The sequence below is a fragment of the Citrobacter sp. BDA59-3 genome (assembly GCF_015167655.1).
GTDB lineage: Bacteria > Pseudomonadota > Gammaproteobacteria > Enterobacterales > Enterobacteriaceae > Phytobacter > Phytobacter diazotrophicus.
This window is the reverse complement of record NZ_CP063427.1, coordinates 1,355,659-1,370,871: the sequence shown is the minus strand read 5'-3', so window position 1 is coordinate 1,370,871 and position 15,213 is coordinate 1,355,659. Positions and strand designations below refer to the sequence as shown.

General features: G+C 54.7%; 16 protein-coding genes. 7 read left to right on the top strand and 9 right to left on the bottom strand.

Annotated features, from left to right (window positions below):
• Window positions 1–31: 31 nt before the first annotated feature.
• The 4 genes from IP582_RS06355 to pheP form a co-directional block, all read right to left on the bottom strand.
• Window positions 32–1,180 (bottom strand): Gfo/Idh/MocA family protein, encoded by a 1,149-nt coding sequence (locus IP582_RS06355; RefSeq protein ID WP_193795420.1) that lies wholly within the window; start codon window positions 1,178–1,180, stop codon window positions 32–34.
• Window positions 1,177–2,241, bottom strand: coding sequence for a sugar phosphate isomerase/epimerase (locus IP582_RS06350; RefSeq protein ID WP_193795419.1), 1,065 nt, complete (start codon window positions 2,239–2,241; stop codon window positions 1,177–1,179). Before IP582_RS06350 ends, IP582_RS06355 begins: the two co-directional genes overlap by 4 nt.
• Window positions 2,242–2,256: 15 nt before the next feature.
• Entirely contained in the window at window positions 2,257–3,495 is a 1,239-nt protein-coding gene (locus tag IP582_RS06345; RefSeq protein WP_041852232.1) for an MFS transporter, read from the bottom strand.
• 165 nt (window positions 3,496–3,660) lie between these two features.
• Window positions 3,661–5,058 (bottom strand): phenylalanine transporter, encoded by a 1,398-nt coding sequence (gene pheP / locus IP582_RS06340; RefSeq protein ID WP_041852233.1) that lies wholly within the window; start codon window positions 5,056–5,058, stop codon window positions 3,661–3,663.
• A gap of 371 nt (window positions 5,059–5,429) precedes the next feature.
• Between pheP and IP582_RS06335 the strand changes: the two genes are divergently transcribed.
• A complete protein-coding gene (locus IP582_RS06335) occupies window positions 5,430–5,897 on the top strand; it encodes a helix-turn-helix domain-containing protein (protein WP_193795418.1) in 468 nt (155 codons plus the stop codon).
• Between the two features lie 45 nt (window positions 5,898–5,942).
• Here the strand turns inward: IP582_RS06335 and IP582_RS06330 are convergent, their stop codons facing one another.
• The 4 genes from IP582_RS06330 to IP582_RS06315 form a co-directional block, all read right to left on the bottom strand.
• Complete coding sequence (locus IP582_RS06330; protein WP_193795417.1) at window positions 5,943–6,392, bottom strand: GNAT family N-acetyltransferase; 450 nt, start codon at window positions 6,390–6,392, stop codon at window positions 5,943–5,945.
• 68 nt (window positions 6,393–6,460) lie between these two features.
• On the bottom strand, window positions 6,461–7,327 hold the full coding sequence (locus IP582_RS06325) for an ABC transporter permease (RefSeq protein ID WP_107222523.1): 867 nt from the start codon (window positions 7,325–7,327) through the stop codon (window positions 6,461–6,463).
• Complete coding sequence (locus IP582_RS06320) at window positions 7,299–8,141, bottom strand: ABC transporter ATP-binding protein (protein WP_193795416.1); 843 nt, start codon at window positions 8,139–8,141, stop codon at window positions 7,299–7,301. Before IP582_RS06320 ends, IP582_RS06325 begins: the two co-directional genes overlap by 29 nt.
• 20 nt (window positions 8,142–8,161) lie before the next feature.
• A complete protein-coding gene (locus IP582_RS06315) occupies window positions 8,162–9,151 on the bottom strand; it encodes an ABC transporter substrate-binding protein (protein WP_193796196.1) in 990 nt (329 codons plus the stop codon).
• Between the two features lie 256 nt (window positions 9,152–9,407).
• Between IP582_RS06315 and IP582_RS06310 the strand changes: the two genes are divergently transcribed.
• From IP582_RS06310 to IP582_RS06285, 6 genes are all read left to right on the top strand, one after another.
• Window positions 9,408–10,421 carry a malate/lactate/ureidoglycolate dehydrogenase gene (locus IP582_RS06310; RefSeq protein ID WP_193795415.1) on the top strand — a complete coding sequence of 338 codons (1,014 nt, stop codon included), beginning with the start codon at window positions 9,408–9,410 and terminating at the stop codon, window positions 10,419–10,421.
• Window positions 10,422–10,601: 180 nt separating this feature from the next.
• Window positions 10,602–10,826: a hypothetical protein gene (locus IP582_RS06305; protein WP_193794817.1), complete on the top strand. Its 225-nt coding sequence runs from the start codon at window positions 10,602–10,604 to the stop codon at window positions 10,824–10,826.
• A 445-nt stretch (window positions 10,827–11,271) separates the two neighbouring features.
• Window positions 11,272–12,480: a SpoIIE family protein phosphatase gene (locus IP582_RS06300; RefSeq protein ID WP_041852239.1), complete on the top strand. Its 1,209-nt coding sequence runs from the start codon at window positions 11,272–11,274 to the stop codon at window positions 12,478–12,480.
• A gap of 8 nt (window positions 12,481–12,488) precedes the next feature.
• Window positions 12,489–13,070, top strand: a complete 582-nt coding sequence (locus tag IP582_RS06295; protein ID WP_041852240.1) for a SiaB family protein kinase — start codon at window positions 12,489–12,491, stop codon at window positions 13,068–13,070.
• Window positions 13,063–13,479, top strand: coding sequence for a DUF1987 domain-containing protein (locus IP582_RS06290; protein ID WP_193795414.1), 417 nt, complete (start codon window positions 13,063–13,065; stop codon window positions 13,477–13,479). The genes IP582_RS06295 and IP582_RS06290 overlap by 8 nt, the downstream gene beginning before the upstream one ends.
• The gene (locus IP582_RS06285; RefSeq protein ID WP_041852242.1) at window positions 13,473–14,237 is read left to right on the top strand and encodes a GGDEF domain-containing protein; all 765 of its coding nucleotides are present in this window, start codon (window positions 13,473–13,475) and stop codon (window positions 14,235–14,237) included. The genes IP582_RS06290 and IP582_RS06285 overlap by 7 nt, the downstream gene beginning before the upstream one ends.
• A gap of 38 nt (window positions 14,238–14,275) precedes the next feature.
• On the opposite strand, the gene accB is transcribed toward IP582_RS06285, so the two are convergent.
• Window positions 14,276–14,737, bottom strand: coding sequence for an acetyl-CoA carboxylase biotin carboxyl carrier protein (gene accB / locus IP582_RS06280; protein ID WP_193795413.1), 462 nt, complete (start codon window positions 14,735–14,737; stop codon window positions 14,276–14,278).
• Window positions 14,738–15,213: the final 476 nt, after the last annotated feature.

The following is a 15,213-nucleotide window of genomic DNA, read 5'->3' as shown; positions in this document are numbered from 1 at the left end:
ATCCGGGACAACCCACCCAGGGCGACCGACCTCAACAGGCCACTGTCACCCACTTTTGCTGCTGGTGACTTTGCAGGATGGCATCGATAATAAACATCACGCTGGCCCCATCGTAGAACGAGGCAAACCGCGCCTCATCGCGGGCTGGCATTTTCCCGTCCTGCACCGCGCGATAGAAATTCAGCATCATATTCTTAAACGCATCCGGCCAGCCTTCGATATGCCCGCCGGGGAAATGGGCGCTGGCGGCGACATCCGGCGACATCAGCCCTGGGTCATCGGTCAGTATCTGGTTAGGCTGCTGGCGGTGGCCAATCCAAAGCTGTTGTGGCACTTCCTGGTCCCAACCCAGTGAGCACTCACTACCGTTTACTTCGAAACTGAGGCGATTTTTCCGCCCCGCACTCACCTGCGACACGCTAAAACAGCCCTTACTGCCATCATCAAAACGGACCAGCACCGACCCGGCATCCTCGGTAGTCACGGTTTTGTCCTCCACCTCTGCGGCCTGCTGCGTAGAAGTGAAGGTTGCGGCCCCGCGACTGGCTTTGCGTGTAGGCCAGACAATAGAGAGATCCGCCATCACCTGGGTTATGCGCCGTCCGGTGACAAACTGCAATGTATCGCACCAGTGCGAACCGATATCGGCCACCGCCCGCGATGGCCCGCCGGTTGCCGCGTCGACGCGCCAGTTATAGTCCGTTTCCAGCAGCATCCAGTCTTGCAGATAACTGCCGTAGACGGAAAACAGCCTGCCCAGCCGCCTGGAGCGACGCAAACTCGCCGCCTGCTGAACCATCGCAAACTGGCGATAGACAAAACTGACGCCATGCACCACCCTTGCCTGTTCGGCAAGCGCCACCAGTTCACGCGCCTCTTCGGCGGTCATGCACAGCGGTTTTTCCGAAAACAGATGCTTTCCGGCCCGCAGGACCTGGCGGTTAATTTCTGCATGCAGATGATTCGGCGTACAGTTATGAACCACCTGTAACCCCGGATGCGCCAGCAGTGCCTCCACGCTGGCATACGCATGCGGCACGCCAAGCTGCCGCGCTTTTTGCTGCGCGTCCGCCAGATTCGCATCGCACAGCGCCACCACCTCAACAAAGCCCAGCCGCCGGATAGCTTCAATATGCGCCGGGCCAATAAACCCGGTGCCGATAATCCCGACCTGAATCATTCCATACTCCCCAGTCCTAACATGTTGCGCACACTACCCCGGTCTTCTTGCCCGGCGGCAAAATCATCAAACGCGTATGCCGACACAGGGATGATGTGACGGCGAATAAACTCGCTCCCTTCCCGCGCGCCGCTATCCCCCGCTTTCAGGCAACATTCCCACTCCAGCACCGCCCAGCCGTCATAGCCGTACTGGGTGAGCTTGCTGAACACCGCGCCAAAATCGATTTGCCCATCGCCCGGCGAACGAAAACGGCCGGGCCTGTCGACCCAGTTCTGATAGCCGCCATACACGCCACTGCGGCCCTCCTTCCGGTACTCCGCGTCCTTCACATGAAAAGCTTTGATGCGTTCATGATAGATATCGATAAACGCCAGATAATCAAGCTGTTGCAGGTGAAGATGGCTCGGGTCGTACAGGATATTGCAGCGCGGGTGGTTGCCTACGCCGTCAAGAAAACGCTCAAAGGTGACGCCGTCATGCAGGTCTTCACCGGGGTGAATTTCATAGCACAGGTCCACCCCCTGTTCATCAAAGCGGTCCAGCACCGGTCGCCAGCGGCGGGCTAATTCAGCAAATGCTTCTTTAAATAACAGGGCGTTATGGGGCGGCCACGGGTAGAGATAAGGCCAGGCCAGCGCGCCGGAGAAGGTCGCATGGGCGCGTAACCCAAGGTTGTTTGAGGCACGCGCTGCCTGAAACAGTTTTTCTATAGCCCAGGCCTGACGCGCCGCCGGGTTTCCCCGCAGCGCCGCGGGTGCAAAGCCGTCAAACGCCGCGTCATAAGCCGGGTGTACCGCAATCAGTTGCCCTTCAAGGTGGGTGGAAAGCTCGCTAATCACCAGACCGCGTTCCGCCAGCACGCCGCGCACATCATCACAATAACTCTGGCTTTGCGCCGCCTGTTCGACATCAAAAATCGCCGGATGGTTACAGGGGATTTGCAGCGCCTTGTACCCCAACCCTGCCGCCCAACCGGCCAGCCCTTCAAGCGTATTAAACGGCGGTTTCTCACCAATGAATTGAGCCAGAAAAATCCCCGGCCCCTGAATGGTTTTCATAGCACCTCCCACAGCTTATGCGTGCTCTTGGTCGTTGTATTTAAAAGAAAGAAGGAAAATCAGCGCGATAACGGCCGCGGCAATTGCCGGGATCCACCAAAAGGTCACCCACGCCTGCGGCAGTGTCTGCCCGGCGACAAGGCGGTTGTACAGCGCGCCGGAAATTTGTGAGCCCAGCAGCATGCCAATGCCATAGGTAAACATCACAATCATGCTTTGCGCCTGGCCTTTTACCTTTTCGCCCGCCACGCGGTCGGTGTAGATAAAGCCGACGACGAAGAAAAAGTCGTAACAGACACCGTGCAGCAAAATGCCGAGATAGAGCAGGAAGCGCCCTTCCTCACTGACGCCGAGGGCAAAAAAGGCGTAACGCACAAACCAGGCGCACATGCCGATAAGCAGCATGTACTTCACGCCAAGACGGCGAAACAGCAGCGGGATCACCAGCATAAAGAAGATTTCAGACATCTGGCCGAATGACATGGCGGTACTCACATCCGCCACACCGGCATCCGCCAGATACGAGGCGGTATAGGCGTAATAGGTGCCGAGTGGGACGGAAATCAGCGTCGCGCAGAGCGAGAAAACAAAGAAGTGACGGGTTTTGAGTAAGGCAAATGCATCGGCACAGAACAGATCGCGCATAGCGACAGGTAGCCCTTTAGCGGGTGCCGGCGTATGCGGCAACGTCAGGCTATAAAGCGCCAGCGCTACGGAGCAGATTGCCGCCACCTGGAAAATGGTCACGCTGGAGGAAATGCCCGTTACGCCGATAAAGATCCCCGCCACAATCCAGCCAATGGTGCCGAACACGCGTACCACCGGGAAAGTTTTATCGATATTGCTCAGGCTGTGGAAGGCAATATTGTTCGTCAGCGCAAGTGTAGGCATATAGCACAGCGTATAGCCAAACAGCAGCGCAATCAGCATGGCGCCGTTTTCCGCCACCAGGGCCTGCGGCACAAACATCAAAATCGCGGCCCCCGCCAGGTGCATCACCGCCATCACTTTCTGCGAGGCGAAGAACCGGTCCACCAGCATGCCGAGCACGAACGGCGACAGAATAGACGCAATCGGCCCGGCGGAAAATGCGTCGCCAATCAGCAGCGACATGTTGTGCTGCGTCATCACCAGACCGAGCGTGACAGACCAGCTCCCCCAGATAAAAAACTGTAAAAACATCATCAGCGACAGCCGTGGTACCAGCAGTCGATGCTGGACCAGATTTCCACTACTTTCGGTTGTTGACACCATTTTTTTGCCTCACCTTTAAAAAGTAATCGATTACAAAACGCATCAACAAGAAAAGTAATCGATTACAATTTATTTATCCTGCGCGCTGACGCAATTGTGGGAGATCAATCACGATAAATTTACCAGGGAGAAAATGCCCCGCCGGATCCGGCGAGGCAGCGATCATTACGCGCGTTTTGCAGAACGGCGTGACAGGCGGAAAGCAGCAAACAGGAAGAGGATCCACACCGGCAGCAGAATAGCAGACAGGCGCATGCCGTCCATGGTGCACATCAGGATGAGGATCATCAGCATAAAGGCGATGCACAGATAATTGCCGAAGGGATAGAGCAGCGCCTTAAACTGGGGATCGCGCCCTTTGCGGCGCATCGCGGCGCGGAATTTCAGGTGCGCCAGCGAAATCATGATCCAGTTCAATAGCAGCGTCGCCACCACCAGCGCCATCAACAGTCCAAACGCCTCTTTTGGCAGGATATAGTTAACCAGCACCACCAGCGACGTGATCGCCCCGGAGAGGAACAGTGAGTTCACCGGTACGCCGCGACGGCTGACGCGGGTCAGGAACGCCGGCGCATTTCCCTGTACCGACAAACCAAACAGCATACGGCTGTTAGAATACACACCGCTGTTATAGACCGACAGTGAGGCCACCAGGATGACAAAATTCAGCGCCGATGCCACGAGGTTGCTGTTCAGGTTATGGAAGATCATCACAAACGGGCTGCTATCCGCTTTAATATCAACCCACGGATAAAGCGCCAGCAGAACCACCAGGGAACCGATATAAAAGAGCAGGATGCGATAGACCACCTGGTTGACCGCTTTCGGGATAGTGGTATGCGGCTCGCTGGCTTCTGCCGCCGTGATCCCAATCAGTTCCAGGCCGCCAAAAGAGAACATAATTACCGCAAGGGAGAGGATCAGGCCGTTCCAGCCGGTAGCGAAGAAGCCGCCGTGAGACCAAAGATTGTCAAAGCTGGCTTTTTCTCCGCCGTGGCCGCCGAATAGCATCCACAGGCCAAAGCCGATCATGCCAATGATCGCCAGCACTTTGATCAGGGCAAACCAGAACTCGGTTTCGCCATACAGACGCACGTTAACCAGGTTGACCGCATTAATAATGATGAAAAAGGCGGCAGCCCAGATCCAGGTGGGGACATCGGGAAACCAGTACTGCATATAGATGCCGGCGGCGGTCAGTTCCGCCATGCCTACCAGCACAAACATCGCCCAGTAGTTCCAGCCGGATAAGAAGCCTGCAAAAGGTCCCCAGTATTTAAAGGCAAAATGGGCAAATGAACCTGATACCGGCTCCTCAACCACCATCTCACCAAGCTGGCGCATAATTAAGAAAGCAATGATGCCCGCGACGCCATAGCCCAGCAGCACGGCAGGCCCCGCCATCTGAATTGCCGGACCGATACCCAGAAACAGCCCGGTACCGATAGCGCCCCCCAGGGCGATTAATTGAATATGGCGGTTTTTTAGTCCTCGTTGCAGCGTCGGCCCCGATTCCGATGCGGTATCTGCTGAATGCTCAGATACCCTTGACGCGTTTTTCACGTCTTTCCCCTTTTCGTGTTTTCGTAAAGCCGCACCTTTTAACATTTACGGCACGGCGTAGCAAGAAAGTCAGGGCCGCCAAAAAGGCGTCGTGAGCAGGCACGCAATATCGCCTGCCATGGAGACGCGCGGGATAATAACCCGGTCTGCGTAGATGGCCTGAGAAGCCCCGGCAAAAACCGTGTATTTGCGGCAGAAGAAAACCGAGAAAAACGCATCACGCGTTATGCTTGAATATCGGGACATCAGAGAGCAAAGTGGGTCGGCAAGCGCCGTGTCATGCCGCTGTCAGGTTACTGTCGGGTGCATGTCGTGTCGCTATTTTCGTTTTTGGGCGACGCTGTCATCCTGCTTACCACGGAGACATTCTGATGAGTACCAATCGAGTGAAAGAGTTTCGCCTTGCCCGTGCCTGGTCACAGGAACAACTGGCGGAAATGGCTGCATTAAGCGTGCGCACCATACAGCGCATTGAAAACCAGGAGCAACCAAGCCTGGAAACACTCAGCGCCCTGGCTGCCGTTTTTGAAGTGAGCGTTAGCGAACTGTCCGGCAGCACACAAAACGAAGGCGATGAAGCGCTGGATCAGCGTATTACGGAAGCCAGAAAGCAACTGGAAGAAGAGAGCCGCCTGTACCGCTCGATATTAACCGCGGTGGTGGTCTGCGTTTTACTCTATATTCTCAATCGCACCACCTCGCCAGAGAGCGTCTGGTCGCTCTGGGTCGCTGCCATCTGGGGCGCGTTACTGGTGGTGCGTGGGCTGCGTGTTTTTGTCTTTGGCAATCTGATTAGCGGATGGCAGAAAAAACGGCTGCAAAAGCTGCTGCGCAAGTAATGAGATAAGCGCGCTACTGCCAGTGCGTAGCGCCTTGCCCGGACCCTACAGGCGCTTGATAAAACAGATCGCCTCAGCCCTGCCGATATAGACACCGTAATTGTCGGTAGCGGTGTAGCCATGCTTTTCATAAAACGCCACGGCCTTATGGTTGACACGCCGCGTTTCGAGGGTGATTTCGCGATAGCCAAGCGTCCTTGCCGCCTCTTCCAGGAAGCGCAGTATTGCGCTACCCACCCCCGCTTCGCTCCCCGTGGAATACATCCTTTTCAGTTCCGCCGTTTCCTGGGTTAACGGGCGAATAGCGCCACAGCCTATCGCAACACCCTGCGCGTTTCGGGCCAGCGCCCATAATGAACGCGCGGATTGCAGGTCATCAATGTTAAAAGATCGCTTGCCGCTGCTGCCGGTGATGCGCGCAAGCACGGCAGAGAGTTTTTCGATAAGCGCCTGCGAGTCTGCCGATAGCGGATCGGCTCTTTCTACCTGGATCATTCTTCCCTCTTACGGCTGATACAGAGCGCGCGATCGGCCCCTCGCCCTGTAGAGAAGAAGAGAAAACGCTAACGCTGCATTCCCCAGCGCTTAATCGTCACCTTCTCCAGAGTGGCAAATACCACCCCCTCCACCAGCAGGCCAATCGCAATCACCGTCACCAGCCCGGCGAATACCCTGTCAGTAAACAATTCATTGCGGTTCTGGAAGATATACCACCCCAGCCCGCCCTGGCCGCTTGAGGCGCCAAACACCAGCTCAGCGGCGATCAGTGTACGCCAGGCAAACGCCCAGCCGATCTTTAACCCGGCGAGGATCGACGGTAGCGATGCCGGGATCAAAATGGTTAAAACATAACGTGGCCCACTCAGCCCATAATTGCGCCCGGCCATGCGCAGCGTTTCCGGCACGCCACTGAACCCTGACCAGGTATTAAGCGCAATCGGCCACATCACCGAATGTACCAGCACAAACACCAGGCTGACATTCCCCAGCCCGAACCACAACAGCGCCAGCGGCAGCAGCGCAATAGCGGGTAATGGGTTAAGCATCGCCGTTAGCGTGCTCAGCAGGTCACGGCCAAACTGCGTGGTCACTGCCAGCGCGCTCGCCAACAGGGCCAGCACGCTGCCAATCAAATAGCCCTTTAGTAATGTGCTAAACGAGTTGACGATCTTCTCCGGCAACTCGCCGTTACGCATATCCTCTGCCAGAGCATGCATTGTCTGCACCACGCCTGGCAACATCAAATCGTTTTGCGCCACCCGCGCGGCCAGCTCCCATAACGCCAGTACCAAAAACAGAATCAACGATTTACGCAGCCATGTCTGATTCCATAAGCGCTGACCCAACGGTAGCGGCGTCTCAACCGGGAGATCGCGCAGCGGCGCAAGCTCACGCTCAAACTCAGGACGAATGTAAGGTGGCTGCGACATAGGCACGCTCCTGTTTCTGTTCGGGCCGCGGGTCGTTCGCCGTGGTCGGGAATAACAAATCGTGAATATGACGGGCGGCATGTTGAAACGCTTCGCTACCGAAGTCATTCAGGGAATATTGATGGCAATTGAGTTCAGCACGTACCCGGCCAGGGTGCGGCGACAGCACCAGAATTCGGCTTCCCACCACCAGCGCTTCCTCAATAGAGTGCGTCACAAACAGCAACGTAAAGCGTTCTTCCTCCCACAGGGCGAGCAACTCCTCTTGCATCGTGCGACGCGTCAGGGCATCCAGTGCGGCAAAGGGTTCATCCATCAGCAGAATACGCGGTTTCATTGCCAGCGCCCGGGCAATCGCCACCCGCTGCTTCATGCCCCCCGAGAGCATATGCGGCATCACATCAGCAAAGTCCGCCAGCCCCACCTTGCTCAGGAAATGCAGCGCCGTGTCACGGGCTTCCGGGCGAGTAGCCTTGCGACTTGCCAGCAACGGAAACATCACGTTCTCCAGCACCGTCTTCCAGGGCGGCAACTGGTCAAACTCCTGGAAAACCATCATCTGCTCCGGACCAGGGGCGCGAATACGTTCTCCTTCCAGCAACATTTCCCCGCCGCGCGGCGCAAGAAAACCCCCTGCCACTTTTAGCAGGCTGGATTTTCCGCACCCGGATGGTCCGAGCAAAATAAAGCGATCGCCTGGCCAGACATCAAAGCTGACATCATGGGTAGCCCGCACCTGGCGTTCACGGGTGCGGTATTCAATATCCACATTTCTGACCTGCAGCAGTGGTCCGTCGGATGTTGTCTGTGCCATCGTTGCCTCCGCCATGCGGCTTAACTGCCTGGGTTTTCCCACGCTTCGTTGAAGAAATAGTCTTTCCAGGAGTCGGCTTTGTTTTTCAACACGCCCAGCTCATGAAGTTTTTCGGCGTATACACCCGTACGTTCAGGCGAGACGGTAAAGCTGATTTCCGGGTCATTAACAATTTTTTGTACCAGCGCCAGCGGCAGGCGAGATTTCTCTACCCGAATATAGGTTTCTGCGGCTGCATTTTTATCGGCATTAATAATTTTTGCCGCTTCGACCAGCGCACGATAAAACGCTTTATAGGTTTTTGGATTCTCATCATGGAATTTTTGCGTGGTGTACAACACGTTAAATGTCGCCTGTCCGCCAAGCACATCATAAGAGCTGAGAATTTTATGTACGTTGCTGTGTTCCAGCGCCTGATACTGGAATGGCGGGCTGGAGAAATGAGTTGTAATTTCCGAGCCACCGGCAATTAATGCGGCACTGGCATCCGGGTGTGGCAAGCTGACGCTTATATTATCGAAACGTTTGAAATCGGCGTTGCCATATAATTTGGCGGTTTCAATTTGCAAGGTTCGCGACTGGAATCCCACCCCTGCTGCGGGTACTGCGATACGGTCTTTATCGCTAAGATCTTTTATCGTTTTCACCGCCGGATTATTGCTGAGCAGGTAGTTAGGCATCGATCCTAATGAGGCAATCGCCTTCACATTTTGTTTGTCTTTGGTGCGATCCCACAGGGTCAGAAGCGGTGGAACCCCGGCAGATGCCACATCCAGCGCGCCGGAAAGTAGCGCTTCATTCATGCCTGTCGCCCCGGAAATGGTGCGCCAGTCAACCTCAATATCGAGCCCCTCTTTTTTCCCCTCTTTTTCGATAAGCTCTTGGTCACGCACCACATCAAGAATCAAATAACCAATACCAAACTGCTGTGCAATGCTGATTTTTCCTTCTGCCAGCGCCGATGCGCTAATACCGCTCAGCGCGACGGTCAACATTGCGCTGGCGATCATTTTCATTTTATTCATGTCCTTTCCCCGGAGGTTTCATAAGTCATATCCGGAAAATGATTGGCTGGCGGGGCATTAAAAAGGAAATGATTTTATTCGCAATGCTTAGCTAAAAATTCACAATAGAGATTTGCGGTGATTTATGGAGATGAATAGTTAAAAAGTGGCAAAGCTAAGTTATTTTTGATGGTTATGTAAAAAAAGCATCCTCGCTATAGTCAAAATACACTCAATAACCCTGCTTGCGGTAAGATTAATTATGCCCGTATTAACCCACCAGCAATTGCGCACACTGCTGGAACAGCATCTCGTGCGTGTAAATACCCCACCAGACATTGCCCGCCAGGTCGCTGACAACCTCGTCGACGCTTCGCTAAAAGGTCACGATTCACACGGCGTTACCCTGCTTCCACGCTATATCAGCGCCATTCTGGCGGGGGATTTGCAACCGTCGGCGCAGTTGCGGCTGATTAGCGATGCTGGCCCCCTTCTCTCTTTTCATGGCGGCTACGGTTTTGGCCAGGTTCTCGGCAGGCAGGCAATGACGGCGGGCATTGAACGCGCGCAGCAATATGGCGTCGCGCTGGTAAGCCTTGCGGATTCACACCATCTGGGGCGTATCGGCGCCTGGGCCGAACAGGTCGCCGCGGAGGGGCTGGTGTCGATCCATTTTGCGAATGTCGCCGCGCCGTCTGCGGTATTACCGTTTGAGGGACGCAACCCGCGCCTTGGCACCAATCCCTTCTGCGTGGGCGTGCCGGTCAGCGGGCGAGCGCCGGTGATTCTGGACTTCGCCACCAGCGCCATCGCCGGGAATAAAGCACGCATTGCCTGGAATGAGGGGCGCGCCATTCCGCCAGGCTGTGCGGTGGATGCAGACGGTAATCCCACCACCGATCCGCGCTGGCTAATGGAGGAGCCATATGGCGCGCTTCTGGCCTTCGGCGGGCATAAAGGCGCAGGGTTGTCGCTGATTTGCAGCCTGTTGGGGGCCGCGCTAACCGGCGGCGAGACCGAGAGCCATCAGATCCCGCCGCGCAAGGGCATCATCAATAATATGCTTTCTATTATTTTCGATCCTGCCCGGCTGGGCGCGGGTGAGAATTATGTTAAGGAGGTGATGGCTCAACTGGACTGGATGAAGCACGACCAGCAGGGGCACGATGTTCTGCTTCCCGGCGAACCGGAAGCCCGCGCCAGGCAACAGCGGCTGGAGAACGGAATCTACGTTGACGAGGTGAGCTGGAAACAGTTTGAGGCGCTGGGGCTGTAGATTTTCCCGCAAAGTGACCTTTTCCCCTCACCCTAACCCTCTCCCCAGGTGCGAGGAAACCGCTTTTACCCCTCTCCCTTGAGGGCTGAGAGATCCCCAGTAATTTTACGTCTTACAGCGATAACGCCGCTTAATAAGAATAAAACAGTGACAGCGATGACAGGGTCCGGCTGAAAATCGATGAGGCGTTGGCGGCTGACCGGGGCCGCCCGCAGGGAAGCGGGCGGAGGGGATAGCCTGCAAGGACGCAGGCTGGTCCCCGACCCGAAAGTCAGCCGACATAAGCATCATGGACCGCGCCAGCGGCGATTTTCCTGGCCGGGAGCCCGGGTCGCCAGGGTGGTGGCGGTGAGCCACCCTGGCACGTTCACGGGTTCTGTCGCGACAGAAAAGCAAGGAACATAAGGTGAACGGAATGACCATCAGAGCCGCATTTCCCCCTCACCCTAACCCTCTCCCCAAAGAGGAGAGGGAACCGATCGTGCTCGCATTTTTTGTGGGGATTCCTCACCCCTTGAGGGAGAGGGAACAGCCGCACAACCCTCCCCGCCACTTTTTTGAAAGTTGCACAAAATTTGGGGTTGATAACCAAGATGATAAAGATTATCTTTCTCATCACCGAGTAGTTGAGTAAATCACTCAGGTATTCGGTACGACATTGCTCACATTGCTTCCAGTATTATTTGCCCGCGCGTCACGTGCGGGCTTTTTTTTGCCTCTGGCAAAGTGGCTGTGATTTGCCTTTAGGAACAATAATCTACCGTAATAATCATCTGTAATCCGCTGCAATGAAACCGTCACAATCAGGCTTTATCCTCAGATTATTCTTATCAAGGAAAACAGCAGGATCATGGATATACCTCTTTCATCGCGGCAGCTTACTGCGGGCGTGTTACGTATTGCCGTTCCGCACGTAACCCCCGAAGCAAATAATGTGCAGGTTATGTCGATGTTCTCCGAACATAAGTCACTGATTGGCTTACCCGTTCTTGAACAGAATCGCCCTATTGGCATGATTAACCGCCACATTTTTCTTTCGCAGATGAGCCGTCCGTTTTTCCATGAACTGTATGACCAGAAAAGCTGCATCGCGTTTATGGATAAAACGCCGCTCATTGTCGAGGCTGACGCAGGCCTGGATTACCTGGCCGAGCGCGTCATCGAAACGGGTGATAAAGCGATTACCGAGGGGTTTATCCTGACCGAAGATAACCAATACATCGGTATTGGCCTCGGTCTTGATCTGATTCGCACGGTATCGGATTTGCAGGCGAAACAGCATAGGCAAATCATGCAAAGCATTGAATATGCGCGCATCATTCAGGAGTCCATGCTCAGCCGCTCACGGCAAAACATTGAGCAAACGCTCAATGACTGGTGTCTGTACTGGCACCCGCGTGATTGTGTCGGCGGCGATATTTACGCCTTTCAGCGCTGCGAAAACGGCTGGCTTCTGGTGCTGGCCGACTGTACCGGGCACGGCGTTCCCGGTGCGTTTATGACCTTTATTTTTTCGTCTGCGCTCGAAAAAGCGCTGACTCAGGCGCAGGCCCACGAGCCAGATCGCCTGCTCGCGTCAATCAACCATTATATAAAACAGACGTTGAGCCAGAGTCATCCCACCGCAGATATGGGCCAGTCCAACGACGGTTGTGACGCCATCGCCGTGTTTGTCGATACGCAAAATGAGCAACTCATTTGGTCTAACGCGCGTATGCATGCCTTTATGCTCGGCGCGGACGACGAAGAGGTCGTCAATCTTGACGGCGACCGCAAAGGTATCGGCTATTCAGATACGGCCACAGATTATCAGTGGCGTCGTCATCAGCGTCCGTTACGTCGCGGCGATCAGTTGTTGATCGTAACCGATGGCGTAACCGACCAGATTGGCGGTCCGCGGGAAATAATGTTTGGTAAAAAGCGTATTCAGTCATTGTTATTGCAGCAACGTGCGCTGCCGATGTCATCCATTTCCGAGGCGCTACTCCTGGCGCTGACGAGCTGGCAGGGCAAGCAATCCGCGCGTGATGACATGACCTGGTTTGGTTTCCGTTGGTGATAAATTAAATGAAAATAAGCGACCTGCAGGTCAAAGAAGCGGTTTTGCTCCCCCTTTTCACTCTTCAGCGGCAAAGCGCTGTCGAGCTTTTTTACACGGGCTATTTTTCCCAACAGCACATTGTGTCGATGGGTGACGTGATGCGCACGTGGCTGGATAAACATGAAGCCTCCTCAGCGACGCGTCGCAAATTATTCTCCGTCTTTATCGAGATGGGGCAAAACATCGTTCGCTATTCATCGGATGAACGCTTTCTGTGCACGGGCCAGGATGAATTGCGCTATGGTTCACTGTGTTTTCACACCGACCAGGCAAATTATTACCTCGAAACCGCAAATCTGGTTGGCCCGGAAGAATCCTCTTTGCTAAAAACAAACCTCGAAGTCCTGCGCACAATGACCCAGGCGGAAATCCGCAATGCCTGGAAACAGGGATTACGCAGTGAAGCGCCTGCCACAAGCAAGGGCGCGAACATTGGTTTGTTGACCATGGCGCGGGATACCAGTGAGCCACTGGAGTATCGCATTCATCCACTGGCGGCCAGTCCGTTGTCCGCCTTTCACCTAAAGGCAACGTTTTGCCATGACTGATATGACATTAACCTCTTCCATTGAGCAGCCCGCAACCCAGGCCACACCGGAAGTGAATTTTGATTTTTCAGCACATCGTCTGGTGCTTAAAGGTGAAGCCTATCCTGAAAATGCCGCGGCGTTCTTTCGCCCGCTTTTGCAGGCCATTGAGAACTGGCTGCAAGACAAACCGGCCACCGATGAACCGGTTCGTCTGCATGTCGCGCTGAGCTATTTCAATAGCTCCAGCACCAAGCTGTTATTTGAACTGTTCGAGTGTCTGAACGGCTTTGCGAAAAGCGGTATCGCCTGCGAGCTGCACTGGTACTATGACGAAGAAGACGATATTTCCGAAGAGTTCGGTCAGGAGTTACGTATCGACTTCCCTTCCCTGGCGGTCTTTCTTATCCCGGATCTTGACGCATGCTAGATATTAATGAGCTTTTCAAGGAGGAATATTCCGTACTCGAAGAGGCTCGCCTGGCAGCGGCAGACGCCACGCTGCCCGCAGACGCCTGTCGTGAAAAACTGTGGAGCGTGGCGAAGCATTATCAACGCCTGATCCGCGAATCCTACCGCGTGATCAGCCGCAGCGACCGTGCGGAACGTGAACTGAACCGTATGAATGAGCAACTGCAAAAACTGGCGGCGCAGCTTGAGTATGAGGCCACGCACGACCCGCTCACCGCCGTCTTTAACCGCAGCGCCATCATCAACCACATCAATAAATCCCTGACGCAGGCAAACGTCGCCCTGATCCTGCTGGATATTGATCACTTCAAACGCATCAATGATGAATATGGTCACCCCACGGGTGACAGGGTGATTTGCGCGCTGGTATCGCGCATTCGCCGCGCGCTGCCGGAAAGTGCGTCCATTGGTCGCGTCGGCGGTGAAGAGTTTACGATTTTACTGCCGGAAGCCCGCATTGAAGATGCGATGATCATTGCCAGTTACATTCACTCTTCCCTGAATGCATCACCGCTGGATGTCTTACCGCAACAACTGGTGACCGCCAGTTTCGGTGTCAGCCTTGGCATGAAAAACAGTGATTTTGAAAACCTGTACAGCGCCGCCGACGCCGCGCTTTATACGGCGAAAAAGCGCGGGCGTAACCAGGTTGCGCTGCATGAGGATTTTTTTCGCCAGGCCCCCCCGGTCCAGGCGAACATCGCACTCGTCCGTTAGGGTAGCAGGGCATCCTGATATGCCGGTCGTCAGTCGCGTTATTCGATGACGACCAGCGGCTCGTCAAACTCAACCGGCTGACCACTTTCCGTCAGAATCGCCTTCACTACTCCTGCTTTGTCCGCTTCGATCTGGTTCATCATTTTCATTGCTTCAACGATACACAGGGTATCGCCCACATTCACTTTCTGGCCGACTTCACAGAACGCTTTGGCATCCGGGCTCGGCGTGCGATAGAAGGTCCCGACCATCGGAGAACGCACGATGTGACCACTGATTTGTGCGGCAGCAGACTCTGCCGCCACTGTGGTTACGACTGGCGCAACCGCGTTTGACTGTGCTGGCTGCGACATAACGGGGAGGGTATACGTATGCTGTGTCGCAGGGGTAGCGACCGCGCGACTGATACGCACCGACCCTTCGCCTTCGGAAATTTCCAGTTCGGAGATGCCTGACGCTTCGACCAGTTTGATCAGTTGCTTGATTTTCTCAATATCCATAGGGGTTCTCAGTGGTTCAGTGCCGGATGTCGCGCAAGTGTAACGACGTGAATATGCAGTGTATAGAAGAGGTTATTGCAAAGCGCAACGATAAACAGAATTTCCGGCGATCGAAGGGGAATAACGGAATGCGCAGGGTGAAGAAAAACAGCGGCGCTAAAAACGATTAAGCCCTGGCAGATGCCAGGGCCTGGTGTTTTAAATCGAGCAAATACTTCAAGTTTATTTACCCTCCCGGCGCTTATCTCCGGCACTCACTATCTATTGTGGCGTTAGCTCTGTCTGGGGGTGAAGCCATAGTAGTCTATCGGAAAATTCCTGGCAATAAGCAGATCATACCAGCTTTTCAGAATTATGACGGCGATCATAATTTCCTAAAGGTTCCAAAAAACCCACTAAATGGCCTAAAAAAAAGCCAGCTCTCACGAGCTGGCCGCAACATGTCCAAAACCTTTTATCCAACAATGTCTTTCAAT